At 70.3% G+C, this 24593-nt stretch carries 26 protein-coding genes; 10 read left to right on the top strand and 16 right to left on the bottom strand.

Translation table 11 applies throughout. The features are described from left to right. Window positions 1-63: 63 nt before the first annotated feature. From AC4GYY_RS05130 to AC4GYY_RS05165, 8 genes are all read left to right on the top strand, one after another. Complete coding sequence (locus AC4GYY_RS05130) at window positions 64-2532, top strand: circularly permuted type 2 ATP-grasp protein (protein ID WP_491119137.1); 2469 nt, start codon at window positions 64-66, stop codon at window positions 2530-2532. A gap of 10 nt (window positions 2533-2542) precedes the next feature. Beyond that, the gene (locus tag AC4GYY_RS05135; protein WP_491119138.1) at window positions 2543-3427 is read left to right on the top strand and encodes a transglutaminase family protein; all 885 of its coding nucleotides are present in this window, start codon (window positions 2543-2545) and stop codon (window positions 3425-3427) included. 71 nt (window positions 3428-3498) lie between these two features. Beyond that, a complete protein-coding gene (locus tag AC4GYY_RS05140) occupies window positions 3499-4446 on the top strand; it encodes a DnaJ C-terminal domain-containing protein (protein ID WP_491119139.1) in 948 nt (315 codons plus the stop codon). 20 nt (window positions 4447-4466) lie between these two features. Further along, window positions 4467-5435 carry a YihY/virulence factor BrkB family protein gene (locus tag AC4GYY_RS05145; RefSeq protein ID WP_491119140.1) on the top strand — a complete coding sequence of 323 codons (969 nt, stop codon included), beginning with the start codon at window positions 4467-4469 and terminating at the stop codon, window positions 5433-5435. Then, complete coding sequence (fabI, locus tag AC4GYY_RS05150; protein WP_491119141.1) at window positions 5432-6235, top strand: enoyl-ACP reductase FabI; 804 nt, start codon at window positions 5432-5434, stop codon at window positions 6233-6235. The genes AC4GYY_RS05145 and fabI overlap by 4 nt, the downstream gene beginning before the upstream one ends. Further along, window positions 6235-7302, top strand: a complete 1068-nt coding sequence (gene aroC / locus AC4GYY_RS05155; RefSeq protein WP_491119142.1) for a chorismate synthase — start codon at window positions 6235-6237, stop codon at window positions 7300-7302. Before fabI ends, aroC begins: the two co-directional genes overlap by 1 nt. Window positions 7303-7367: 65 nt before the next feature. Further along, window positions 7368-7676, top strand: a complete 309-nt coding sequence (locus tag AC4GYY_RS05160) for a hypothetical protein (RefSeq protein WP_491119143.1) — start codon at window positions 7368-7370, stop codon at window positions 7674-7676. 50 nt (window positions 7677-7726) lie between these two features. Then, window positions 7727-7954, top strand: a complete 228-nt coding sequence (locus AC4GYY_RS05165; RefSeq protein WP_491119144.1) for a hypothetical protein — start codon at window positions 7727-7729, stop codon at window positions 7952-7954. Between the two features lie 12 nt (window positions 7955-7966). Here AC4GYY_RS05165 and AC4GYY_RS05170 read toward each other — a convergent pair whose 3' ends face one another. From AC4GYY_RS05170 to AC4GYY_RS05195, 6 genes are all read right to left on the bottom strand, one after another. Continuing rightward, window positions 7967-9256 (bottom strand): adenylosuccinate synthase, encoded by a 1290-nt coding sequence (locus AC4GYY_RS05170; protein WP_491119145.1) that lies wholly within the window; start codon window positions 9254-9256, stop codon window positions 7967-7969. Window positions 9257-9347: 91 nt separating this feature from the next. After that, a complete protein-coding gene (locus tag AC4GYY_RS05175) occupies window positions 9348-10418 on the bottom strand; it encodes a TIGR03032 family protein (RefSeq protein ID WP_491119146.1) in 1071 nt (356 codons plus the stop codon). A gap of 123 nt (window positions 10419-10541) precedes the next feature. After that, window positions 10542-11633, bottom strand: coding sequence for an ATP phosphoribosyltransferase regulatory subunit (locus tag AC4GYY_RS05180; RefSeq protein ID WP_491119147.1), 1092 nt, complete (start codon window positions 11631-11633; stop codon window positions 10542-10544). Beyond that, entirely contained in the window at window positions 11630-12079 is a 450-nt protein-coding gene (locus AC4GYY_RS05185) for an endonuclease domain-containing protein (RefSeq protein WP_491119148.1), read from the bottom strand. Before AC4GYY_RS05185 ends, AC4GYY_RS05180 begins: the two co-directional genes overlap by 4 nt. A gap of 13 nt (window positions 12080-12092) precedes the next feature. Continuing rightward, window positions 12093-13670: a phosphoglycerate dehydrogenase gene (gene serA, locus AC4GYY_RS05190; RefSeq protein ID WP_491119149.1), complete on the bottom strand. Its 1578-nt coding sequence runs from the start codon at window positions 13668-13670 to the stop codon at window positions 12093-12095. 147 nt (window positions 13671-13817) lie between these two features. Next, entirely contained in the window at window positions 13818-14963 is a 1146-nt protein-coding gene (locus tag AC4GYY_RS05195) for a phosphoserine transaminase (protein ID WP_491119150.1), read from the bottom strand. 229 nt (window positions 14964-15192) lie between these two features. On the opposite strand from AC4GYY_RS05195, the gene AC4GYY_RS05200 reads away from it, so the two are divergent. Beyond that, the gene (locus AC4GYY_RS05200) at window positions 15193-15837 is read left to right on the top strand and encodes an extensin family protein (protein WP_491119151.1); all 645 of its coding nucleotides are present in this window, start codon (window positions 15193-15195) and stop codon (window positions 15835-15837) included. Here the strand turns inward: AC4GYY_RS05200 and ruvB are convergent. The 8 genes from ruvB to AC4GYY_RS05240 all read right to left on the bottom strand — a co-directional run bounded on the left by ruvB (window position 15834) and on the right by AC4GYY_RS05240 (window position 21142). Beyond that, window positions 15834-16856 carry a Holliday junction branch migration DNA helicase RuvB gene (gene ruvB / locus AC4GYY_RS05205; protein ID WP_491119152.1) on the bottom strand — a complete coding sequence of 341 codons (1023 nt, stop codon included), beginning with the start codon at window positions 16854-16856 and terminating at the stop codon, window positions 15834-15836. The genes AC4GYY_RS05200 and ruvB overlap by 4 nt on opposite strands. Before the next feature lie 6 nt (window positions 16857-16862). After that, window positions 16863-17501 (bottom strand): hypothetical protein, encoded by a 639-nt coding sequence (locus tag AC4GYY_RS05210; RefSeq protein WP_491119153.1) that lies wholly within the window; start codon window positions 17499-17501, stop codon window positions 16863-16865. A 61-nt stretch (window positions 17502-17562) separates the two neighbouring features. Next, window positions 17563-18297 (bottom strand): ParA family protein, encoded by a 735-nt coding sequence (locus AC4GYY_RS05215; RefSeq protein ID WP_491119154.1) that lies wholly within the window; start codon window positions 18295-18297, stop codon window positions 17563-17565. Window positions 18298-18306: 9 nt separating this feature from the next. Continuing rightward, the gene (locus AC4GYY_RS05220) at window positions 18307-18696 is read right to left on the bottom strand and encodes a GFA family protein (RefSeq protein WP_491119155.1); all 390 of its coding nucleotides are present in this window, start codon (window positions 18694-18696) and stop codon (window positions 18307-18309) included. After that, window positions 18693-19289 carry a Holliday junction branch migration protein RuvA gene (ruvA, locus tag AC4GYY_RS05225; RefSeq protein WP_491119156.1) on the bottom strand — a complete coding sequence of 199 codons (597 nt, stop codon included), beginning with the start codon at window positions 19287-19289 and terminating at the stop codon, window positions 18693-18695. Before ruvA ends, AC4GYY_RS05220 begins: the two co-directional genes overlap by 4 nt. 31 nt (window positions 19290-19320) lie before the next feature. After that, a complete protein-coding gene (gene ruvC, locus AC4GYY_RS05230; protein WP_491119157.1) occupies window positions 19321-19827 on the bottom strand; it encodes a crossover junction endodeoxyribonuclease RuvC in 507 nt (168 codons plus the stop codon). Between the two features lie 10 nt (window positions 19828-19837). Continuing rightward, window positions 19838-20581: a YebC/PmpR family DNA-binding transcriptional regulator gene (locus AC4GYY_RS05235; RefSeq protein ID WP_491119158.1), complete on the bottom strand. Its 744-nt coding sequence runs from the start codon at window positions 20579-20581 to the stop codon at window positions 19838-19840. Window positions 20582-20611: 30 nt separating this feature from the next. Next, the gene (locus AC4GYY_RS05240; RefSeq protein ID WP_491119159.1) at window positions 20612-21142 is read right to left on the bottom strand and encodes a DUF1003 domain-containing protein; all 531 of its coding nucleotides are present in this window, start codon (window positions 21140-21142) and stop codon (window positions 20612-20614) included. Between the two features lie 109 nt (window positions 21143-21251). Between AC4GYY_RS05240 and AC4GYY_RS05245 the strand changes: the two genes are divergently transcribed. Next, window positions 21252-22709, top strand: coding sequence for an ATP-binding protein (locus AC4GYY_RS05245; protein ID WP_491119160.1), 1458 nt, complete (start codon window positions 21252-21254; stop codon window positions 22707-22709). A gap of 4 nt (window positions 22710-22713) precedes the next feature. On the opposite strand, the gene AC4GYY_RS05250 is transcribed toward AC4GYY_RS05245, so the two are convergent. Next, a complete protein-coding gene (locus tag AC4GYY_RS05250) occupies window positions 22714-23511 on the bottom strand; it encodes a transglutaminase family protein (protein ID WP_491119161.1) in 798 nt (265 codons plus the stop codon). Between the two features lie 144 nt (window positions 23512-23655). Next, window positions 23656-24588, bottom strand: a complete 933-nt coding sequence (locus AC4GYY_RS05255) for an alpha-E domain-containing protein (RefSeq protein WP_491119306.1) — start codon at window positions 24586-24588, stop codon at window positions 23656-23658. Window positions 24589-24593: the final 5 nt, after the last annotated feature.

Here is a 24593-nt window from a genome sequence, read left to right on the forward strand (position 1 = left end):
GTTGCATCGCGGCGACGAAGCGTGAAGCTACGCGCGGTGGGGGCGGGGGACACGAGCACAGCGATGGCGACCGCGCCCCTTCTCGATCCGCTCAGCCACGCACGGCGCTGGATCGCCGATTACCGCGCACGCGGCGTCCGCGGCGACGTGCTTGCCGAGGCGCAGGATCCCGCTTGGGAGGCGATGTTCGAGGAGCTCGCGCTGGCGACCGGCGACGATCTCGCCCATGCGCGCGAGCGGGTCGGACGGCAGGCGATCGACATCGGCACGGGCTTTCGCGTCATCGGCGAGGCGGAGGAGCGGCCATGGCCGCTCTCCCCCGTCCCGCTGCTGCTGGCGGAGCGCGAGTGGGAGCGGATCGCGCGCGGCGCGGTCCAGCGCGCGCGGCTGCTCGAACTGATCCTGGACGATCTCTACGGCCCTGGCCACCTCGTCGAGCGCGGCCTGGTCCCCGCGGCGCTGGTGACCGGCAGCCCGCTGTTCCTGCGGCCGATGACGCGGATCCAGCCGCCGGGAGGGTGTCACCTCCACTTCGTCGCGTTCGACCTGGGCCGCGGTCCGGACGGCGAATGGCGCGTGCTCGCGGACCACCTCCGCGCCCCGACCGGCGCGGGCTATGCGCTGGAGAACCGGCTGGCGCTCGCGCGCGCGCTCGGCGGGTTGCAGGACCGGCTCAACGTCCATCGCCACGCGCCGTTCTTCGCCGCCTTCCGCGACGGCCTCGCCGCGGTGTGCAAGCGCGCGGAGCCGCGGATCGGGCTGCTGACGCCGGGGCGCTGGAACCCCAGCTACGCCGAACAGGCGCATCTCGCGCGCTATCTCGGGTTCCTGCTGGTCGAGGGGGCGGATCTCGCCGCGCTCGACGACAAATTATACGTCCGCACCATCGCCGGGCTGAAGCGGATCGATGCCTTGTGGCGGCGGGTCGATCCGCGGCTGCTCGACCCGCTGGCGTTCGATTCGCACTCGCAGATCGGGGTGCCGGGGCTGATCGACGCTTATGCCGCGGGCAACGTCGTCCTCTCGAATTCGCCCGGGGCCGGCGTGCTCGAGGCGACCGCCTGGTCCGCGTTCCTGCCGCGGCTCTGCGTCCGCCTCACCGGCGAGGGGCTGATCCTGCCCAACATCGCGACCTGGTGGTGCGCGCAGCCGGGTCCGCGCGACCAGGTGATCGCGGAACTGGATTCGCTGCTCGTCGGTCCGGCCTTCGGCGAGACGCCGCTCGGATTGCCCGAGGGCAGGCCTGTCGCGGGCCTCGACCTCACGCCCGATCGCCGCGCGGCGCTCCTCGCCGATCTCGCGCGCCGCCCGCAGGACTATGTCGGGCAGGAGATCGTCCGCCTGTCGACGATGCCGGTGGTGATCGGCGACCGGCTGGAGCCGCGCCCCTTCACCCTGCGCGTGTTCGCGGCACGTTCACCCGACGGTACGTGGACGGTCCTCCCCGGCGGTTTCGCGCGAATCGGCGAGGACCCCGATCCGCGGGCCGCGGTGATGGGCGAGGGCGCGTGGTCCGCGGACGTCTGCATCCACGGCGCGCAGGCGGTCGCGCCGGTCTCGCTGCTGCCGCGGGTCGACAGCGTCCAGGTCCGCCGCAATCCGGGAACCCTGCCCAGCCGCGTCGCCGACAATTTCTTCTGGCTCGGCCGCTATCTGGAGCGCGGCGAGGCGCTGCTGGCGATCCTGCGGGTCATGCTCGGCAATTCGATCGACGCCGACGGCGGCGCGGCGCTGTCGGCGACCACCGTCGCTCGCCTCGTCGGCCTGGTCGTCGCGCAGGGCGCGGCGCCCGCCCCGCCCTCCGCCCGGCGCGTCGACCTCCTCCAGCTCGCGCGGACCGCGATGGAATCGCCCGAGTGGCAGTCGGTCGCCGCGATCAACCGCCATGCGCGGCGGATCGGCGAGGGTTCGCGCGACCGGCTGTCGGCGGACATGATCCGGCTGCTCGACGCGCCCTTCCCCACCACGCGCGGGATGCTCGACCGCGCCGGCTCGCTCCAGCGCCGGTACGCCGCGCTCGCGGGGCTGTCGGCGGAGCATATGACGCGCACCGCTTCGTGGCGCTTCCTCGACCTCGGCCGGCGGGTCGAACGCGCGCTGGCGATCGTCCGCGCGGCGGCGCAATTCGGAATGGCCGACGCGACGCTCGACGACCTGTCCACCCTGCTCGATCTGGCCGACAGCCAGATCAGCTATCGCCAGCGCTATCTGACGGGGCTGGCGCGCGTGCCCGTTGTCGACCTGATCGCGCTGGATCCCGGCAACCCGCGCTCGGTCGCAAGCGCGGTGGAGACGATCAACGCGCATCTCGCGGCGCTGCCCGTGCTCGCCGACGATGGCATGGCGGAGGACCAGCAGGCGCTCGGCGCGGCGCTGGCGGCGATGCTCGCGACCGCGACAGCGACGACCCTCGACGCCGCGCGCCTGTGGGAGATCGAGGCGGGGCTCGGCACGCTCTCGAACGCGATCGCGCGGCGGTATTTCCTCCAGGGCGCGGAGCCGCTGCGCGCCGGCGGGCTGACGCTCGCGTGAGGGTGGGGGCATGATCTACGACATCCGGCACGTCACCCGCTTCGATTATGGCACCCAGGTCCGCTTCGCGCGCTGCAACCTGCGGCTCCAGCCGATCGACTGGCCGGGGCAGCGGGTCGAGGACTATTCGCTCGCCGTATCACCCGCCGGCCGGTGCCAGCCCGCCCATGCCGAGGCGGGACTGGCGCACGTCACCCGGCTGGTGGTGGACGAGCCGGTACGCTCGCTGACGATCGACAGCCGCAGCCGCGTCGTCGTCGACCGGCTCGTCCCCGTCCCCGACCCGAGCGACCCGACGCTCGCCAGCATCGCCGAGCAGGCGCGGGCGAGCCGCGAGCTGTCGCCCGCGTGTCCCGCGGCCTACCTCTACCCCTCGCCGCTGATCCCGCTCGACCGCGACATCGCCGATTGGTGCGCGCCCGATCTCGATCCGGATCGCGGCGCGCTCGAAGCCGCGATCGCCCTGGCCTGGCGGATCCAGCACGAGTTCGAATTCGACGGGACGGCGACCCTGGTCGACACCCCCCCGCACGAGGCGTTCGCCAAGCGCCGCGGCGTCTGCCAGGATTTCGCGCAGATCATGCTGACGGGGCTGCGCGCCGCCGGGCTGCCCGCCGCCTACGCCTCCGGCTATATCCGCACCATTCCGCCGCCCGGCCAGGAGCGGCTGGTCGGCGCGGACGCGACCCATGCCTGGGTGCTTCTGTGGTGCGGCGTCGAGCGCGGCTGGGTCGGCGTCGATCCGACCAACGGCATCTGGATGGCGGGCGACCACATCGTCATCGCGGTCGGCCGCGATTACGGGGAGATCGCGCCGGTCGACGGCGTCGTGCTCGGCGCCGGCGCGCAGGAGATGAGCGTCAGCGTCGACGTCGCGCCCGTGGAGCCGGGCTGAGGGTCGAGGCGATTGCGTTCGCCCTGCTCCCGCCCCATCTATCCGACTAACACACTCGACTTGGGGATTCGATGGCCGCTGATCCTTACTCCACGCTCGGCGTCGCGCGCACCGCGACCGAGGCGGACATCAAGAAGGCGTATCGCAAGCTCGCCAAGGAGCTGCATCCCGATCGCAACAAGGACAATCCGAAGGCGTCCGAGCGGTTCAGCCAGGTGACGAACGCCTACGACCTGCTTTCCGACGCCGACAAGCGCGCGCGCTTCGACCGCGGCGAGATCGACGGCGACGGCAACCCGGCCGCGCCGTTCGGGGCGGGGTTCGGCGGCGGCGGTGCTCGCCCGCGCAACGGCGGCGGCGGCTTCCGCGCGCAGGAGTTCGGGTTCGGTGGTGAAGGCGCCGACATCTCCGACATCTTCGAGGATCTGCTCGGCGGCGCCGCGCGGCGCGGCGGCGGCGGCTTCTCGGGCGGGTTCGGCCGCCGCGGCCCGCCGGCGAAGGGCGCGAACGTCGCCTACAGCCTGCGCGTCCCGTTCGTCGACGCCGCGACCCTCGCGCCGCAGCGGGTGACGTTGGCCGACGGCAAGACGATCGACCTCAAGCTGCCCGCCGGAGTGGACAGCGGCACCCAGATGAAGCTCGCCGGCAAGGGCGAGCCCGGGCCGGGCGGCGCCGGCGACGCGATCGTGACGATCGAGGTGGACGGCCACCGCTTCTTCACGCGCGACGGCGATGACGTCCGTGTCGATCTGCCGATCTCGCTCACGGAGGCCGTGAAGGGCGGCGCGGTCAAGGTCCCGACCGTCGAGAAGCCGGTGATGCTGACCGTCCCGCCCGGCTCCTCCTCCGGCAAGGTCCTCCGTCTGAAGGGCAAGGGCTTTCACGCCAAGGGTGGCGGTCGGGGCGATCAGCTCGTGACGCTGATGATCGCCATTCCGCCCGAAGATGCGGCGCTGCGCGATTTTGTCGAGGGGTGGCAACCGGTTGACGGGAACCCCCGCGCGGCGATGGGCGTCTGACGTCCCGCAGGGGAACGAGCATGACCGACGCCGAGCTGGCGCTGACACCGGAAGACCGCGCGCACCATCTGGCACGCGGCCGCATTCGGCTCGACCGCCAGCTCGCCAAGGTCAGGCCAGGCAGCTTCCTGTTCGAGGTGTTCAAGCGTGCCGGTCTGGGCGTCTACAACGACGGTTTCATCCACGCCGGCAACCTCGCCTATCTGGCGCTGATGACGGTGTTTCCGTTCTTCATCGTCGCCGCGGCGACGCTGTCGATCCTTGGGCAGACCACCGAGACCCAGCGCGCGGTGGTCGCCTTCCTCCATGTCCTGCCGCCCAACGTCGCCGACCTGCTGCGCAAACCGCTCGCCGATGTGCTCCATGCCCGCACCGGGTCGCTGCTGTGGCTGGGCGCGCTGGTCGGGCTGTGGACGGTCGGCAGCTTCGTTGAGACGATCCGCGACATCTTCCGCCGCGCCTATGGCACCAAGAGCAAGACGCCGATGTGGCGGGCCCGCCTCGGCCTCAGCCTGGCGATCGTCACGTCCGTGATCCTCGCGCTGATCTCGTTCCTGATCCAGGGCGTGCTCGTGGCCGCGGAGCAGTTCGTCTATCGCCTGCTGCCCTGGGCCCAAGGGCTCGCCGGCTGGATCGGCCTTTCGCGCCTGATCCCGGGTGCGATCATGTTCGCCGCGCTCTACGCCTTGTTCTACTTCGTCACGCCGTCGAAATACCGCTATTCGACCGCGCGCAAATGGCCGGGCGCGCTGTTCACCGCGCTCTGGTGGGTCGGGATGACGGCGGGGCTCCCGCTGGTCCTGTCGCAATTGGGTGGATATGATCTGACCTATGGCAGCCTGGCGGGTGTGGTTGTGATGCTGCTGTTCTTCTATCTGATCGGTCTGGGGATGGTCTTCGGCGCGCATCTGAACGCGGCGCTGGCGGAACCGCCCGAGCTGGGGCAAGAGCATGCGCCCGGGACGAAGAAGGAGGCGACGGCGGCGTGAAGGCTCTAATGGCAGGCAAGCGCGGGCTGATCATGGGGCTCGCCAACGACAAGTCGCTGGCCTGGGGCATCGCCAAGCATCTGTCGGAGGCCGGGGCCGAGCTCGCGTTCAGCTACCAGGGCGAGATGATGGAGAAGCGGGTCCGCCCGCTCGCCGAGCAGCTGGGCGTCGCGCGGCTGTTCGAGTGCGACGTGTCGGACATGGCGGCGCTCGACGCGACGTTTGCGGCCCTGACGGCGGAGTGGCCGACGATCGATTTCGTCGTCCACGCGATCGGCTTCTCCGACAAGAACGAGCTTCGCGGGAAGTATGTCGACACCAGCCTCGACAATTTCCTGATGACCATGAACATCAGCGTCTATTCGTTCGTCGCGGTGTGCCAGCGCGCCGCCAGGATGATGCCCGAGGGCGGTTCGCTGCTGACGCTCAGCTATTACGGCGCCGAGAAGGTGATCCCGCACTACAACGTCATGGGCGTGGCGAAGGCGGCGCTCGAGACGAGCGTCCAGTATCTCGCGGTCGATCTGGGCCGCGACAATATCCGCGTCAACGCGATCTCGGCCGGGCCGATCAAGACGCTCGCGGCGAGCGGGATCGGCGATTTCCGGCTAATTCTGAAGTGGAACGAACTGAACTCGCCGCTCAAGCGCAACGTCACGATCGAGGACGTCGGTGGTGCCGGCCTCTACCTGCTGAGCGACCTGGCGAGCGGGGTGACCGGCGAGGTCCACCACGTCGACGCCGGCTACAACGTCATCGGCATGAAGGCGGAGGACGCGCCGGACATCGCGCTGGCCTGATGTCCTGGAACACCTTCGGACACGCCTTCCGCTTCACCACTTGGGGCGAATCGCACGGACCTGCGCTCGGCGCGGTGGTGGACGGCTGCCCGCCGGGGATCGCCCTCTCGGACGCGGACATCCAGCCGTGGCTCGATCGGCGACGGCCCGGCACCTCGCGCTTCACCACGCAGCGGCGCGAGCCCGACCAGGTCCGCATCCTCTCCGGCGTGTTCGAGGGGCGGACGACCGGCACCCCGATCAGCCTGATGATCGAGAATGTCGACCAGCGGTCGAAAGATTATTCCGACGTCGCCTCCGCCTATCGCCCGGGGCACGCCGACTACGCCTATGACGCCAAATACGGCGTCCGCGACTATCGCGGCGGCGGACGCTCGTCCGCCCGCGAGACCGCGGCGCGGGTCGCCGCCGGGGCGGTGGCGCGGCTCGTGATCCCGCAGGTCCGCATCCGCGCCTGGGTCGAGGCGATCGGGGGCGATGCGATCGACCCTGACAGGTTCGACGATGCCGTGATCGACGCCAACCCCTTCTTCTGCCCCGATCCGGTTGCCGCAGAACGGTGGGAGGCGAAGGTCGACGCCGCGCGCAAGGCCGGGTCGTCGCTCGGCGCGCTGGTCGCGTGCGAGGCGACCGGGGTTCCCGCCGGCTGGGGCGCCCCACTCTACGCCAAGCTCGACGCCGAGCTTGCGGCCGCCTGCATGGGGATCAATGCGGTGAAAGGCATCGAGATCGGCGATGGCTTCGCGGCGGCGGCGCTGTCGGGCGAAGCGAATGCGGATCCGATGCGCCCCGGCGCGGCCGGGCCGCAGTTCCTGGCCAACCACGCCGGCGGGATCGCGGGCGGGATCGCGACCGGACAGCCGATCCGGGTGCGGGTCGCGTTCAAGCCGACCAGCTCGATCCTGACTCCGGTCGAGACGATCACCCGCGACGGCGAGGCCACCGAGATCGCCACCAGGGGCCGCCACGATCCCTGCGTCGGCATCCGCGGCGTCCCCGTCGTCGAGGCGATGGTCGCGCTGGTGCTGGCCGATCAGTTCCTCCTGCACCGGGCACAGTGCGGCTGATCGGGCACGGTAACCGGAACCTTTCCCTTCGGCCCGGAGTCTCCTTCGCGTTGTAGGAGGGTCCCATGCGTCTCGTTTCCGCCGCCGTGTTGCTCGCCCTGCCCTCTCTGGCGCAGGCGCAATCCGCGGGCCGCAGCGTCCTGCTGCCCCCCAATCCCATCGACCGCGCCAATACGTCGACCGATCAGCGCAATGCCGACGCGCGCCGCGCCGCGGACGCGGACCGCCGGGCGGCGTCCGCGGCCGAGCGCACCGCCGCGTCGAAGACGGGGCCGATCCCCAATTCGACCATGACCGACACCACTGACGGTTTCACCGCGACGCAGGAGACCGGATCTCCGGTGACGCCCGCGACCGCCCCGCCGCGGTCCTGAACCGCGCCTCAACCTCGCCGGCGTCGCCGGCTCACTTCGGGAGAACACTCATGAAGCTCAAGACCCTCGGCTGCGTCGCCCTGATGGCGATTTCCACCGCCGCGATCGCGAAGACGACCCATTCGTCCTCGACGACGATGAACAACATGGCGGCGACGAACACGACCCCGTCCAACGATCCCTCGACGCCGATGAACACCTCGGACGAAGGCATGATGAACGACATGTCGATGCCGAACGGGACGATGACGCCGAACTCGACGATGCCGCCGCGCTGATGTGATCCTCGATCAGTCCGCGAACGGGTCGCGCACCAGGATGGTGTCGTCGCGTTCCGGGCTGGTCGAGACCAATGTCACGGGGCAGCGGATCAGCTCCTCGACGCGGCGGATATATTTGATGGCGGCCGCCGGCAGCTCCGCCCAGCTCCGCGCCCCGGCGGTCGATTGCGACCAGCCGGGGATGGTTTCGTAGATCGGCTCCACCGCCGCCTGATCGGCGGCGTGCGCGGGGAAGTAGTCCAGGTCGACACCGTTCAGGCGGTAACCGATGCAGACCTTCACCTCGTCGAAGCCGTCGAGCACGTCGATCTTCGTCAGCGCGATGCCGGTGACCCCACCGACCGCAACCGACTGCCGCAGCAGCACCGCATCGAACCAGCCACAGCGCCGCTTGCGCCCGGTGACGGTGCCGAATTCGTGCCCGCGCACACCCAGCCGCTCGCCGATCTCGTCGTCGAGTTCGGTCGGGAACGGCCCGGAGCCGACCCGCGTCGTATAAGCCTTGGCGATCCCGAGCACGAAGCCGACCGCCGCCGGGCCGAGCCCCGAACCGCCCGCCGCGGTCCCCGCGATCGTGTTCGACGAGGTGACGAACGGATAGGTGCCGTGATCGATGTCTAGCAGCACGCCCTGCGCGCCCTCGAACAGGATGCGCCGTCCGCGCGCCTTCGCCTCGTTGAGGTCGCGCCAGACGGGCTTGGCGAAGGGAAGGACGAAATCGGCGATCTCGCGCAGATCGGCCAGGAGCCGCTCGCGGTCGATCGGCGGCTCGCCGAAGCCGGCGCGCAGCGCGTCGTGATGCGCGGTGAGCCGATCGAGCTGCGGCCCCAGCGCGTCGAGATGAGCCAGGTCGCAGACGCGGATCGCGCGACGGCCGACCTTGTCTTCGTAGGCCGGGCCGATCCCGCGCCGCGTCGTGCCGATCTTGCCCGCGCCGCTCGCGTCCTCGCGCAGCCCGTCGAGGTCGCGGTGGAAGGGCAGGATCAGCGCGCAGGTGTCGGCGATGCGCAGCACGTCGGGGGTCGCGACGACGCCCTGTTCGCCCAGCCGGGCGATCTCGTCGCGGAGCGCCCAAGGGTCGAGGACGACGCCGTTGCCGATCACCGAGGAGGTGCCTCGGACGATCCCCGAGGGAAGCAGCGACAATTTGTAGGTCTTGTCGCCGACGACGAGCGTATGACCGGCGTTATGGCCGCCCTGGAAGCGCACGACCAAGTCGGCGCGTTCGGCCAGCCAATCGACGATCTTGCCCTTCCCCTCGTCGCCCCACTGGGCGCCGATCACCGCGACATTGGCCATTCAGATGCTCCTGGTTCGCGCGCGCTTTGGCGGCTGGGCGCGCGCGGGGCAAGGCGGTCAGGGCCGCCCGCTCGCCCGATGTCGCTCATCTTCAACGAAGCGGCCGCCGGCGCTTCGCGGACAAGGCGGTCGGGTCGAAGCTGATCTCGGTCCGCATGTCCTGCGGGCCGACCATCGTCGGACAGGCGATGCCGGGCAGCGCGACGACGTCGAACAGCTGGGTCGTGACTCCCTCGACCCGAATCCAGTGGAGGATGTCGCCGGCGTTGAGATCCACGACCAGCACGCCGCTCCATGGCGCGACGCCGCGCGCGGTCAGCGCGTCTTCGATCGCATGAGGCCAGAAGCTCGCGCGCGACGGCCGGGAGATCGTCACGAGCGCATGGTCGCCGACGATCGTCAGGCCGCGCAGGAAGCCGGGGCAGAAGGCAAGCTCGGTTGCCACGCCGCTCCTCGGATCGACCCGCAGGATCATCCCGCGCCCGCTCTCGAGGAGGTAGAGCGCGCCGCCGGCGACGCGCGGGCTGTGCGGCATCGCCCTTTCGGCCACGACGACCTTCTGCGTCTCGACGTCCATCAGCACGCCCCCGCGGGGCCGCTTGCGCCAGCCGTCCTTCGTGTCGTCGTCGCTCAGCATCGTGACATAGCGTGGGCGGCTCTTGTCCATGGCCAGCCCGTTCAGGTGGCAGCGGTCCTCACCGACGACCGCGGAGATGAACGGCGGTGTCCAGGTCGGGCGGAAGCTGTGAACCGGATCGAGCGTGCAGAGGCAATTGTAGTTGGTGTTGACCATCAGCGGCTTGCCGTCCGCGGTGACGCCGATCTCGTGGACGGCGATGTCGCCGGTGATCGACGCATTGCGCGGCACGAACACCGCGTCGTGGATGCCCTTGGTCTCGCCGGGGCGCAACGCATTCTCCAGCCGCCAAAGCTGGAAGATCCCGCCCAGGTGGAGCCGCCCGGCCCGGTAGCTCAGGCCCGCCGCACGGCCGAATTGCTGGCGGCTGAACACCACGTCTCCCGCGGGCGCGACGCCTGCCATCACGAGCTCGCCGAACTGATAGGACGTGAAGGCGATGCTGAGATCGCGCGCGCGCATCCAGGAGGCGAGACCCTCGGAGGCGGTGAAGGTCGTCGCCGGCGGCGGCTCGGGATCGGTCACGGCGCGGCGCGTCCTTCGAGCCGAGGAGGAGACCGCGGGTTCTACGGCGCGCCGGTTCGCGGTCAACCTGCTCGGCGTTTCAGCGGACGCGATGGCGCATCGAGCACCTCGACCTGACGCCGCTCAGGCGGCGGTCACTCGACCGTCCCGCCACACGTCCGTGCAGAGCTGGGCCTCCGGCGTGTCGCCGGGATCGAGCGCGGCGACCGTGACCCAGCCCTCACCGCGCAGCGACGATCCCTGCGCCGGCGACACGCCATAGGGCAGGAACACGCGGCGGCGTTCGCGCGCGGCATCGACGCCGAATGCATCGGCGAACAGCGAGAAGCCGGTCGCCGGCTCCTCGCGCCCGTCCTCGTGCAGGATCGTATAGGTTCCGCCCCGCCCGACCTCGCGCGTCGTGCCACGGGCGAAGAGCGAGAAGCCGAGCCAGCTCTGGTATTCGAAGCCGTGGCGCTCGGTCGGGTCGAGGGTCAGCGAGACGCGGTCGCCCAGGGTCTCGGCGATCGTCGCGAGCCCGTCGAGCCGCGACGCGAGCGCGCCAGCGGTGTCAAACGCGCGCAAGCGGGCGACCGACTGATCGAAGGGCCCTGCCGCCTCGATCAGCGGCAGGTAATCGGGTGCGAGCGCGGCGACCGCGCCCGCGTCCTTGGCGTCGAGCCGGTCGCGCAAGCCCGCCACGTCGCCGACCGGGAGCGCACCCGCGGCGAGCGTGTCGACGAGGTCTGGAAGCGTGAAGTCGATCGACACCCCGTTCGCCCCCGCCGCCGCCAGCGCCTCGATCGCGACGGTGACGATCTCGCGCGCGGCTGCGACCGAGTCCAGCCCGATCAGCTCGCACCCGATCTGCCGCGTCTCGCGGGCGGGGGCGAGCTCGGAGGCGCGCAGCTTCAGGACGGCGCCGGCGTAGCTGAGCCGGACCGGACGCGGGTGATGCGCCATGCGGGTCGCCGCGATGCGCGCGACCTGCGCCGTCAGATCGGGCCGAATTGCCAGCGTCCGCTGGCTGACCGGATCGACGAAGCGGACGGCGTTGTGGAGGCCTCCGGCTTTCAGCCGGGTCTCGAGCGCATCGGCATATTCGGCGAGCGGCGGATCGACCCGTTCGTAGCCGTGGAGGGCGGCGGCGGCGAGGACGCGAGCCTCAAGCGCCGCGGCGATGTCGGCATGCGGCGGCAGGCGGTCGGCAAAGCCGGAGGGAAGGAGGGGGGTCATGGGTCACCAATCTCCCTCTCCCCGCTTGCGGGGAGAGGGTCGGGGAGAGGGGCAGTGGGCAACGCGGCGAGGATCGCTTCGAGGACGGCAGTTTCGTTCGTCATCACGTCGGCCCTTGTAAAGCGGAGGATCGTGAAGCCTTGTCGACGGAGTAGCTCGGACCGGCGCTCGTCATAGTCGAGTGCGGACGCATGAGTATCGCCGTCGGTTTCGATGATCAGCTTGTGCGTTCGCGCCACGAAGTCGGCGATGAATGGTCGGCGCACCGATTGGCGGACGAACTTGATCCCGTTCAGCCGCTTAGCTCGGAGGTGGTACCAGAGACGCGCCTCCGCGGGGGTGGGCTCGCTGCGCATCTGTCTGGCGCGCGCCACGAGTGTTGGGTCCTTCTTCGACACTGCCCCTCTCCCCGACCCTCTCCCCGCAAGCGGGGAGAGGGAGATCATGGTATCGCTTCCCTCAGAACCCCAGCCCCATGGCGGTCTTCACGCCCGGCAGCGCCCGCACCTTCGCGAGCAGTTCGCCCGTCACCGGCTCGTCGACCGAAAGCAGCAGCACCGCCTCGCCGCCCGCATCGCGGCGGCCGAGATGGAAGGTGCCGATGTTGACCCCGGCTTCGCCCAGCAACGTGCCGATGCGGCCGATGAAGCCCGGCCGGTCCTCGTTGACGACGTAGAGCATGTCGCCGGCGAGGTCCGCTTCGACCTTGATCCCGAACAGCTCGACGAGGCGCGGCGCCTGATCGCCGAACAAAGTGCCGGCGACCGACCGTTCGCCGTCGTCGGTCTTGACGGCGACGCGGACGAGCGTGTGGTAATCCCCTTCCCGCTCGGTGCGGATCTCGCGCACCTCCATACCGCGCTCCTTCGCCAGGAAGGGAGCGTTGACCATGTTGACCGTCGCGGTCTGGGTGCGGAGGAAGCCCGCGAGCACCGCCGAGACGATCGGCTTCGGGTTGAGCTCGGCGGCCGCGCCTTCGGCATGGATCGAGATGCGCGGGATCGCGCCGTGCGCGAGCTGGCCGACGAGACTGCCGAGCTTCTCGGCGAGCGCCATGTACGGCTTGAGCTTGGGCGCTTCCTCCGCAGAGAGCGACGGCACGTTGAGCGCGTTGGTGACGCCGCCGGTCATGAGGTAATCGGCCATCTGCTCGGCGACCTGGATCGCGACGTTGACCTGCGCCTCGGTCGTCGACGCGCCGAGGTGCGGGGTCGAGACGAAGTTCGGGGTGCCGAACAGCGGGCTTTCTTTCGCCGGTTCGCTCACGAAGACGTCGAGCGCCGCCCCGCCGATATGGCCGCTGTCGAGTCCGGCCTTGAGCGCCGCCTCGTCGATCAGTCCGCCGCGCGCGCAGTTGATGATCCGCACGCCCTTCTTGGTCTTCGCCAGATTCTCGGCGGAGAGGATGTTGCGGGTCTGATCGGTCAGCGGGGTGTGGAGGGTGATGAAATCGGCGCGCGAGAGCAGCTCGTCGAGCGTCACCTTGGTCACGCCGAGTTCGACGGCGCGCTCCTCGGTCAGGAACGGATCGTAGGCGACGACCTTCATCTTGAGGCCGAGCGCACGGTCGGCGACGATCGAGCCGATGTTGCCGGCGCCGATCAGGCCGAGCGTCTTTGCGGTCAGCTCCACCCCCATGAAGCGGTTCTTCTCCCACTTCCCCGCCTGGGTCGAAGCGTCCGCCTCGGGCAGCTGGCGGGCGAGCGCGAACATCAGCGCGATGGCGTGTTCGGCGGTGGTGATGCTGTTGCCGAACGGCGTGTTCATCACGACCACGCCCTTCGCGGACGCCGCGGGGATGTCGACGTTGTCGACGCCGATCCCGGCGCGGCCGACGACCTTCAGCTTGGTGGCGGCCTCGAGGATGTCCTTCGTGACCTTGGTCGAGCTGCGGATGGCGAGGCCGTCGTACTGGCCGATGATGCGCTTGAGCTCGTCCGGCGTCTTGCCGGTGATCTCGTCGACCTCGACCCCGCGTTCGCGGAAGATCTGGGCGGCGAGCGGGTCCATTTTGTCGGAGATGAGGACTTTGGGCATGGTTTGACCTTCTTCTCCCTCTCCCCTTCAGGGGGAGAGGGTCGGGGAGAGGGGAAGTGCAGCGGGATCGGTGGAGCGGACTGCCCCTCTCCCGACCTCGCCTTCGGCTCGGCCACCCTCTCCCCTGAAGGGGAGAGGGAAGGTCCGTCAGCCTTTCGCCGCCGCGTAGGCCCAGTCGAGCCAGGGACCGAGCGCCTCGATGTCCGCGGTGTCGACGGTCGCGCCGCACCAGATGCGCAGACCCGGCGGGGCGTCGCGGTAGCCGCCGATGTCGAGGGCCGCGCCTTCCTTCTCGAGCAGCGACACCATCGTCTTGATGGTCGCTTCGTCCGCGTCGACGGTCAGGCAGACGCTGGTCTTCGAACGGCTGGCCTCGTCCGCCGCGAGGTGGCCGAGCCAGTCGCGCTCGGCGACGATCCGGTCGAGCGCAGCGGCGTTGGCGTCGGAGCGCGCGATCAGCCCCTCCTCGCCCAGCGATTTCGCCCATTCGAGGCACCAGATCGCATCCTCGACCGCGAGCATCGACGGCGTGTTGATCGTCTCGCCCTTGAACACGCCCTCGGTGAGCTTGCCCTTGGACACGAGCCGGAAGACCTTGGGCAGCGGCCAGGCGGGGGTGTAGCTCTCCAGCCGCTCGACCGCGCGCGGGCCGAGGATGAGGACCCCGTGCGCGCCCTCGCCGCCCAGCACCTTCTGCCAGGAGAAGGTGGCGACATCGATCTTGTCCCACGGCAGGTCGTAGGCGAACACGCCCGAGGTCGCGTCGGCGAAGCTCAGGCCCTCGCGGCCGTCCGCGATCCAGTCGCCGTTCGGGACGCGGACGCCCGAGGTGGTGCCGTTCCAGGTGAACAGCACGTCGTTCGACCAATCAACCTGCGTCAGGTCGGGCAGCTGTCCGTAGTCGGCGCGCAGCACGGTCGGCTCGATCTTGAGCTGCTTGACCGCATCGGTCACCCAGCCCTCGCCGAAACTCTCCCAGGCGAGCGCGGTGACGGGACGTGCGCCGAGCATCGTCCACATGGCCATCTCGAACGCGCCGGTGTCGGAGCCGGGGACGATGCCGATGCGGTGGGTGTCGGGGAGCTTCAGCAGCTCGCGCATCAGATCGATGCAATATTGCAGCCGCTGCTTGCCGAGCTTCGAGCGATGCGAGCGGCCGAGCGAGGCGGTCGCGATCTTCGCCGCGTCCCAGCCCGGAGGCTTGGCGCAGGGACCGGAGGAGAAGTGGGGGCGAGCCGGCTTGACGGCAGGCTTCGCGGCCGCCGCGGTGGCGGGCGCCAGAGTATCGGTCATGTCAGTCTCTCCTCGCAGAGAGCACGCGCGGCGTTGGGACCGCGTGGCCCGTCCCGGCCCCTAGCGGGCGTTGCAGGAGGGAGCAACCAAGGACTTTGGACGGGATCGGTTAGGCGCAAAGCGGTGTCCGTTCGGCCCGGGAACCGCGAGGCGCCTCTTTTCTTCCTTGATTCCAACGGCAACAAGCCGAGCCGCGCTGCGGCAACCTCGGCGCGAAACGGGGTGTAAGGTGAGGGTCGTCCTGATCGTGTCGCTGGCGCTCTCGCTCGCGGCCTGCGGGCGAGCGGAGCGACCTGCGCGCTCCGATTCGCGATCGTCCGCCATGCCGGTCGTGGGCCCGTCCAGGCGCGAGACCGCGATGTGCGAGGCGGACCTGCGCGCGTTCGGGGTCGATTTCGAACCCCTGCCCGATCGCCAGTTCGGCCCCGGCTGCGCCATCGTCGGCACGGTGAAGCTGCTCGATGTCGGCGTCCCCACCACCAATCTCGGTGCGGTCCGCTGCGGCGAGGCGCGGACCTATGCGCAGTGGGCGCGCAATGCCGTCGCTCCGGCGGCGTACCAGATGCTCGGCAGCGAGCTCGCGAAGATCGAGAGCATGGGCAGCTATTCGTGCCGCAACGTGGCGGGCACGGCGCGGCGATCGGGGCATGCGATCGCCAACGCCATCGACGTGGCCGCGTTCGTGCTCAAGGACGGGCGGCGGGTCTCGATCCTGAGCGACTGGACCTCGCCAGACGCGCAGACGCGAGCGTTCCTCCAGACGATCCGCGCATCCGCCTGCAAGCGGTTCGGGACGGTGCTGTCGCCCGACTACAACGCCGCGCACCGCAACCACCTTCACCTGGAGGACGACCGCGCGGGGTTCTGCCGTTAGGTGTCGAACAGCCCGTCCTGCGATCCGGGCGGCGGATTCAGCCCCAGGTGCTTCCAGCCGCCGGCGTTGAGGCAACGGCCCCGCGCCGTCCGCGCGACCAGACCGAGCTGGATCAGGTAAGGCTCGATCACCTCCTCGATCGTGTCGCGCGGCTCGCTGAGGCCGGCTGCGAGCGTCTCCACGCCGACGGGACCGCCGCGATAGATGTCGGCGATCATCGTCAGGTAGCGCCGGTCCATCGCGTCGAGCCCGAGCGCGTCGACCTCCAGCCGGGTCAGCGCGCGATCGGCGGCGGCGCGGTCGACCTCGGGCGTTCCGGCGACGCTGGCGAAATCGCGTACCCGGCGGAGCAGGCGGCCGGCGATCCGGGGAGTCCCGCGTGCGCGACGGGCGATCTCGACCGCTCCATCGGGCGTAACGGCGAGATCGAGCAGCCCGGCTGCGCGGGTGACGACGCGGGTCAGCTCCTCGACCGTGTAGAATTGAAGGCGGATCGGGATGCCGAACCGGTCGCGCAGCGGCGTCGTCAGCAGCCCCTGCCGGGTCGTCGCACCGATCAGGGTGAAGCGCGGCAGGTCGATCCGGACACTCCGCGCCGACGGCCCCTCGCCGATCATCAGATCGAGCGCCCGGTCCTCCATCGCCGGGTAGAGCACCTCCTCAACCGCGGGCTGGAGACGGTGGATCTCGTCGATGAACAGCACGTCGCCGTCCTCAAGGTTGGTCAGCAGCGCGGCGAGATCGCCCGACTTGGCGATGACCGGGCCGGAGGTGGCGCGGAACCCCACCCCCATCTCGCGCGCGACGATCTGCGCAAGCGTGGTCTTGCCGAGGCCGGGGGGGCCGAAGAAGAGGACATGGTCGAGCGCCTCGCCCCGGCCCCGCGCGGCCTCGATGAACACGCGCAGGTTCTCGCGCGCGGCCGCCTGGCCGACGAACTCGTCGAGCCGCTTGGGGCGCAACGCCGCGTCGACGTCCTCGACGCGGCGCGCGGGGGTGATGAGGCGGTCGTCGGTCATCGCGGATCAGCGGCGGCTTGCCGGTGGCGATTCGCTGAAGTTCACGACATTCTGCATCGTGCAGGCGGCGACCGGCTTCGGCATGTCGGCGGCGAGGTGCGACGTCCAGCATTCGCCCAAAACCGAGCAGAAGCAGGCGGACACCGTCACGCCCGTGCGCGCCTGATCGAACGCCTCCCATTTCGCGCGGCTCGCCGCGCTGCGCGGATACCGCCACATCATGAAATTCCGGGTCTCTCCCGCGGGGAAATAGGTGCCGCCGACGGGACGGGTCGGCAGATAGTCCTGCTCCTCGGCGCGGGGCTGATAATCGATCAGGTCGGTCGGGTCGGTCTGGCGAACCCCGTCCTTCTCGACCTGGAACCAGATCACCCGCGCGGTGCCCGTGCCGACGTTGGCGACGCTGAGCGTCAGCGCCCGCCGATCGCCATCGACATTGCCGGTGAGGAACTGAAGCACGGGCGTCGCATTGGCGCGCACCAGTCGGGAGTTCTCCTGGACCAGCTTCTCCATCGTGTGCCCGGTATGCCGCGCGGTCAGCAGCGACGCCCCCGACAGTGCCAGGACGGAGAGCGCGAGCGCCAGGTCGAGCCAGGCGATCCCAGACTTGTGATGGCCGTGTGGCGCTTCCGGTTCGTCGATCACCCGTCACCCCCGTTGCAGTCGGCCCCCGATGGACGAGCGGCGTTGCGAGCGCCAGCCCCCGCTATCGCGCCAGCGCCGCCTCGACCCGCCGCCAGAGCACCGCCACAGCCTCCACCCCGATCGAGCCGCGCGGGGCGAACGCGCCGAGCGGCGCGCGGCGTTCGGTCATCGCCTCGAACGCGCTCGCCATCGGGATCGCGGGCCAATCCGGGTGCTCGGCCAGCGCCTCGCGGTGGAGTGCCCGCCGCCGGTCGACCATCGAGAACACCGGCGCGAGAGTCACCTTCGGACCCTTCTTGGCGGCGACGTGCGCGGCGATCACGTCGAGCGCGCGGCGCGACAGCGCGGAAGGGATCACCGGGACGACGACGAGATCGGCCGCGCGCAGGATCTGGTCGGACGTGTCGGTCAGCCCCGGCGGACAGTCGATCACGATCCGGTCGTAGCCGTCCGCCAGCTCGGCGACGAGCTTGGCCAGCCGCTTCTTCTTGTCGAGCGCGCGGAACGCGACGTCGAGGTCGCGGAGCGAGGCGTCGGCCGGAAGCAGGTCGAGGCCCACGATCGCGGTTCCGCGGACGAGCTTCTTCGCGGCGGTATCGCCCCGGATCGCCGCCCCCGCTTCGCGCCCGCCCGGCTCGTGGCCGAGCAGCCAGGTCGCCGCCGCCTGCCCGTCGAGGTCCCACAACAAGGTCCGCCGAGACGACAATGCCGCCGAGGCCCAGGCGAGATTGACGGCCAGCGTCGTCTTCCCGACCCCGCCCTTGAGGCTGTAGATCGCGACGGTGCGCGCGGTCACGCGGCGACCTCAGTCATGGACGACGCCCTCCGCGACGATCTCCACCCAGGCGTGCTTGCGATTCTCGTAGACGGAGACGGTGGGCGCGGGAAACGACGGATCGGCGAACGCCCCGATCGCGACCGCGACGAGGCCCGGCATCCCCTCGTTGCGGCAAAAAACCGTCGAGCCGCATTCCGGACAGAAGCCGAAGTGAGCGATATCGCCGCTGTCGCCGGCCTGGCTCCACATCTTTGCGTCACCGGTGATCGTCACCGCCGCCTCGGGAAATCGGGCCTGCGCCGCGAAAGAGCTGCCCGAGCGACGCTGGCAGTTGAGGCAGTGGCAGACCGAGACGCGCACCGGCTCGCCCGCGCAGTGAACGGCAAGCTGGCCGCAGCGGCAGGTGGCGCGCCTCACTTCGCCGCCTTCCTGAGCGCCAGCCGGACCAGCGCATCGAGCGTCGCACCCTCCCCCAGCTCGTCGTTCGCCGCGGCGACCGCGCCACTGGCCTCCGCCGGGCGGAAGCCGAGGTTGAGGAGGGCGGAGACCGCGTCGACGCTCGCCCCGGCCAGGACAGACTGCGCGGCGGCGGCAGGGCCGAGGACGATCCCACCGGCCTTGTCCTTCAACTCGCGGACGATCCGCTCGGCGAGCTTGGGTCCGACGCCGTTGGCGCGCGCGACGGTCGCCTTGTCCTGCGCGGCGATCGCGCGGGCGAGATCGACGGGCTCGAGCGCGGAGAGGATCGCGAGCGCCACGCGCGCGCCGACGCCCTGCACCCCCGTGAGCAACCGGAACCAGTCGCGCTCGTCGGCGCGGGCGAAGCCGACGAGGCGGAGGAAGTCCTCGCCGACGAGCAGCTCGGTGAAGAGCGTCGCCGCCTCTCCGACCGGCGGCAGCGCCGCGAGCGTGCGCGACGAGGCACCGACGAGATAGCCGACGCCGCCGACGTCGATCACGGCATGGTCGATCCCGGTCTCGTCGATCCTTCCCTTGAGATGCGCGATCATCGGGGAAGCCTAAGCGATCGTCCGCGGTGCGTCACGCCCCCGCACGGATACGACGCGCGAGGCCCGCGGCGCTGGCGAGGTGGTGGGCGTGGGTGATCGCGACCGCGAGCGCGTCGGCGGCGTCGGGGCCGGCCAGCGTCACGCCCGGGAGCAGCACCTGCATCATCGCCTGGATCTGCCGCTTCTCCGCCCCGCCGGTGCCGACCACCGCCTTCTTGACGGTGGAGGGGTGGTACTCACCGATCGCGAGCCCCGCGCCCGCCGCGGCGAGCAGGACGACGCCGCGCGCCTGGCCGAGCTTCAGCGTCGACACCGCGTTGGTGTTGCCCAGCACCTCCTCCACCGCCGCGCCCTCGGGCCGTTCCGAGCGGATCACGTCGAGCAGCGCGGCATGGAGGTTGGTCAGGCGGCGCGGCAGCGGCATCGATGGATCGGTGCGGATCTGGCCGTTGGCGATATGCGAAAGCCGGTTGCCGTCGGCACGGATCACGCCCCAGCCGGTCGTCCCGAGACCGGGATCGAGGCCCAGGATGATCACGGCCGCAGGATCACCCCATCTTCTCCATGACCTCGTCCGAGACCTCGTAATTGCCCCACACGGTCTGGACGTCGTCGTCGTCGTCGAGCGCGTCGATCAGCTTGAAGAGCGTCGCCGCGTCGTCCTCGCCGACCTCGATCATCGTCTGCGGCCGCCAGGCGAGCTTGGCCCCTTCCGCCTCGCCGAGCACGGGAACCAGCGCCTTGGCGACCTCGTGCAGGTCGCCCTGTGCGGTCCAGATCTCGTGGCCCTCCTCCGACGAGGTGACGTCCTCCGCCCCCGCCTCGAGCGCCGCCTCGAACACCTTTTCGGCATCGCCGACGCTCGCGGGATAGCTGATGAGGCCAAGGCGATCGAACGCATGGCTGACCGAGCCGCTCGCGCCGAGATTGCCGCCGTTCTTGCTCACCGCAGTGCGGACGTTGGTGGCGGTGCGGTTGCGGTTGTCGGTCAGCGCCTCGATGATCAGCGAGACCCCGGCGGGGCCGAAGCCCTCGTAGCGGATCTCCTCATAGGTCTCGGCGTCGCCGCGCGCCGCCTTGTCGATGGAGCGTTGGATGTTGTCCTTGGGCATCGACTGTGCCTTGGCGGCGTTGACCGCCGCGCGCAGGCGCGGGTTCATATCGGGGTCCGGCAACCCGGATTTCGCCGCGACGGTGATCTCGCGCGAGAGCTTGGAGAACATGCCCGAGCGCTTCTTATCCTGGGCACCTTTGCGGTGCATGATGTTCTTGAACTTGGAATGGCCTGCCATGGACGCCTCTGATCGAACCGGGCGTCGCTCCTAATCCGCCGCCGCGGATTTCGCCAGAGCGTCCAGTTTCGCGTCCAGCCGGTCGAGCCGCTCGATCACCTGCTGGTCCAGCTTGTGGTGCAATCGCAGGATGTCGAGCTCGGCGCGCAGGTTGGTCTCATAGTCGAGACTGGCGGCGAGCCTGTCCTTCGCTGCCTGCCGGTTCTGGCTCATCATGATGATCGGCGCCTGGACCGCGGCGAGCGTCGAGAGCATCAGATTGAGGAAGATATACGGATAGGGGTCGAACGCGCGGCCGAGCTGCGCGAGCACGCCCGAATTGAGCAGCATCCAGCCGAACAGCACCGCCGCAAAGGCGATGATGAAGCTCCACGATCCGCCGACCGCGGCGACCCGGTCCGACAGGCGCTCGCCGAACGTGGCGCGTTCGTCGGCGACATCGCCTGCGTCGCGGCTGACGGTCTGCCCCGTCTCGATCCCCGTCAGGACCCGGCGCTCCTCCTCGTCCAGCTCGTCGAGCGATTTGCCGAGCAGCCGCTGCGCCAGATGGGCGATCGTCATGGGCCGGTCCTGCATCGTCGTCCCCTTCGGACAGACCCTACCCCGCGCGGCGACGGCGCGACAAGCAAGTCCCTTGCCCCCGCCCCGCCGCATCGGCCAAACGGCCGCGATGACCGTCGCCGTGGACATGGGGGCCGATTCGACCGGCAGCCCGGTCGCGATCGATCTCGAGGAACTGCTCGCCACCCGCCTGCTCGTCCAGGGCAATTCGGGCTCGGGCAAGTCGCACCTGCTGCGCCGCCTGCTCGAACGCTCGGCGGGGCAGGTCCAGCAGGTCGTGATCGATCCCGAGGGCGACTTCGTCACGCTCGGGCCGAGCTATGGCCATGTCGTGGTCGAGGCGTCCGACTATAGCGAGCGCGAGATCGCGCGGATCGCGGGGCGGCTGCGCGAGCACCGCGCGAGCGTCGTGCTGAGCCTGGAAGGCCTGGAGGCCGAGGGGCAGATGCGCTGCGCCGCCGCCTTCCTCTCCGCGCTGTTCGATGCCCCGCGCGAGCATTGGTATCCGGCGCTGGTGGTGGTCGACGAGGCGCAGCTGTTCGCGCCCACGACCGGCGGCGAAGTGGCGGAGGAGGTGCGACGCGCCTCGCTCTCCGCGATGACCAACCTGATGTGCCGCGGGCGCAAGCGCGGGCTCGCCGGGGTGATCGCGACCCAGCGGTTGGCGAAGCTCGCCAAGAACGTCGCCGCCGAGGCGTCGAACTTCCTGATGGGGCGGACCTTCCTCGATATCGACATGGCGCGCGCCGCCGACCTGCTCGGGATGGAGCGGCGACAGGCGGAGGCGATCCGCGATCTCGCGCGCGGCACCTTTCTGGCGCTCGGCCCCGCGATCTGCCGCCGACCGGTGACGGTGAAGATCGGCGCGGTCGAGACGAGCGCCCGCAGCGGCTCGCCCAAGCTCACCCCCCTCCCCACCGCACCGGCCGCCGACCTCAAGGATTTGATCTTCGCCGAGCCCGAGCCGGAGACCGCGCCGATGCTGCCGATGGCGTTCGACGCACGCCCGCGCCGCGTTCCGGCGGAGGAGCTGCTCGCCGACCTCACCCGACCCGCGCCGCTCGCCGCCGAGCCGGAGCGATCGGAGGACGAGGTCGAGGCGATCTACGCTGCGGTCCTGCGCGCGATCGTGGCCGAGGCGGAGACCGCCGGGCGGCCCGCATCGGTGCTGTTCCAGGACTTCCAGGTGCGCTGCCGGATGATGGGGCTGGCGCGGCCCGCGCTCGATCTCCCCGCCTTCTCGCGCCGGCTGAGTTGCGCGCGCGCGGGCATCTTCGACACCGCCGACCCGGCCTGGGCGGAGGCGCTGGCGCTCGGCGGCGCGCTGCCCGACGACATGCTCGGCGCGTTCCTGCTCATGGCCCGCGCGGCCAGGGAGAACGGCCCCTGCCCGTCCGATGCGGCGCTCGCCGAGACCTACGGCACGTCGTCGCTCGGCCGCGTGCGCCGGCTGGTGAGCTACATCGAAAGCCGCGACCTGATCGTGTGCCGGACCGACCTGTCCGGTCGGCGCTCGATCACCATTCCGCGACTCGGCTGGACGACCGCCGCCGCCGACGCCGCCTGACCGCTCAGCCCTCGACCGAGACGGTCACCTCGACGTCGAGCCGTTCGTCGCCCTCGCCGAGCCGCGATCCCGCGACCGGCGCCGCGTCGGTCGCGTCGAGCCCCACCGCGACGCGCACGTGATGCTCCTCGGGCGAGAGCCCCAGCGTCGGATCGAAGCCGACCCAGCCCAAGCCGTCGACATGAGCGTCCGCCCAGGCGTGCGGGGTCGGCCGGTGATCGCCTTCCAGATCGCAATAGCCGCCGACGTAGCGCGCCGGAAAGCCGAGCGACCGCGCCGCGGCGACGAAGAGGTGGGCCAGATCGCGCGGCGTGTTCGCCTCGCCGGCGAAGGCCTGGGCGGCGGTCCGTCCGGGGATCGGGCGGCCACGGTCGATCACCGCCCGGTCGCGCACCGCCGCGGTCAGCCGGTGGAGCGTTCCGATCGGGCTGGCCTCGACCTGATCGCGCGCGAAGTTGACGATCGCCTCGTCCGCGCGGGTCAGCGGGGTCGAGCGGCGGAACAGCGCCGCGGGGAGCGGCTCCAGCGTCCCCCGCAGGACGCCGTCCGAATGGCTCGTCACGACCTCGCCCGCGACCGTGATCTCGATACTGTCGAGCGGCCCCTCGCAGTAGAGCATCGTCGTACAATTGCCGAAGCCGTCGCGGTGCCGGCGCATCCGCGCGTCGCAATCGACCGCGATGTGCCATGACGCGATCGTCTGATCGTGCGTGTTCTCGGGCGTCATCCGCAGTCGCTGCACCAGCCGATCCTGCGCGGTGGAGAAACGATACGTAGTGCGGTGATCGATCGACAGGCGCATTCGTCCTCACTTCCGTTCGTCCTGAGTAGAGCCTGAGCGCGGCGAAGGCTCGTATTGAAGGACAGTGCGCCCCAAGTCCTTCGATAGGCGGCTTCGCCGTCGCTCAGCCGCTCCTCAGGACGAACAAATTACCATGGGAAAGCATCAGCTGAACCGGAACTGGCGGCCGATCGCTGCGTGAAGCTGCGCATTCTCGGCGATGAACGCCTGGAGATGCTGGTGCAGTCCCGACGCGATTGCCTCGCTCGACTTCGTCCGAACGACCCGCGACTGTCGCATCCGCGCCATCCGGTCGGCCTCGCCGTGACTGCCCGTCTGGCGGGCGAGCGCGTTGAGGATCTCGACCACCTCCTCCGACGACGCCGCCATGCTCCGCGGCAGTTCCGCGCGCGAGAGCAGCAGGTCGATGACGTTCAAGGGATCGAGCCCATCGGTGTAGAGCCAGCGATAGGCGGTCACGGCCGAAACCGTCTGGAGGATCGTCGTCCACTGGTCCCGGTCGACCGCGCCGCCGACCTGCTCGCCCGCGGGCAACAGCAGATGGTATTTGACGTCGACCAGCCGCGCGGTGTTGTCCGCTCGCTCCACCGCCATGCCCAGGCGGATGAACAGCGTCGTCTGGTTGCGCAGCATCCGGTGGATCGCGCCCTCGAAGCCGCGGGTCTCGGCCAGCACCAGGTCGGTCAGCGCCAGCGTCGCATCGGTATCGGTCCGGTGACGGCGATCGAACACCAGCCACGCGCGGTTGATCGCCGTCCACGCTTCCCGGCTGAGCGCGACGCGGACAGCGCGCGCGTTGTTGCGCGCCATGTCGAGGCAGCGGACGATCGAGCCCGGGTGCGAGGTGTCGCGGGTGAGAAAGCGCGCGACCTCGGCCTGCGCCGCCGACGCGCCGCTGGCGGCGAACGCCTCCTCGCTCTCGGTCACCGCCAGGGCCGAGCGCCACGCCGCCTCGCCCGCGGGCCGGGCCGAAAGGACGTCGAGCCGCACCGTCGCCTCGACCAGCCGCGCCGCGAAATCCGCGCGCTCGACGTAGCGGCCGAGCCAGTAGAGCGACGAGGCGACGCGCGACAGCATCTCCA

The organism is Sphingomonas sp. SP6 (genome assembly GCF_058313435.1).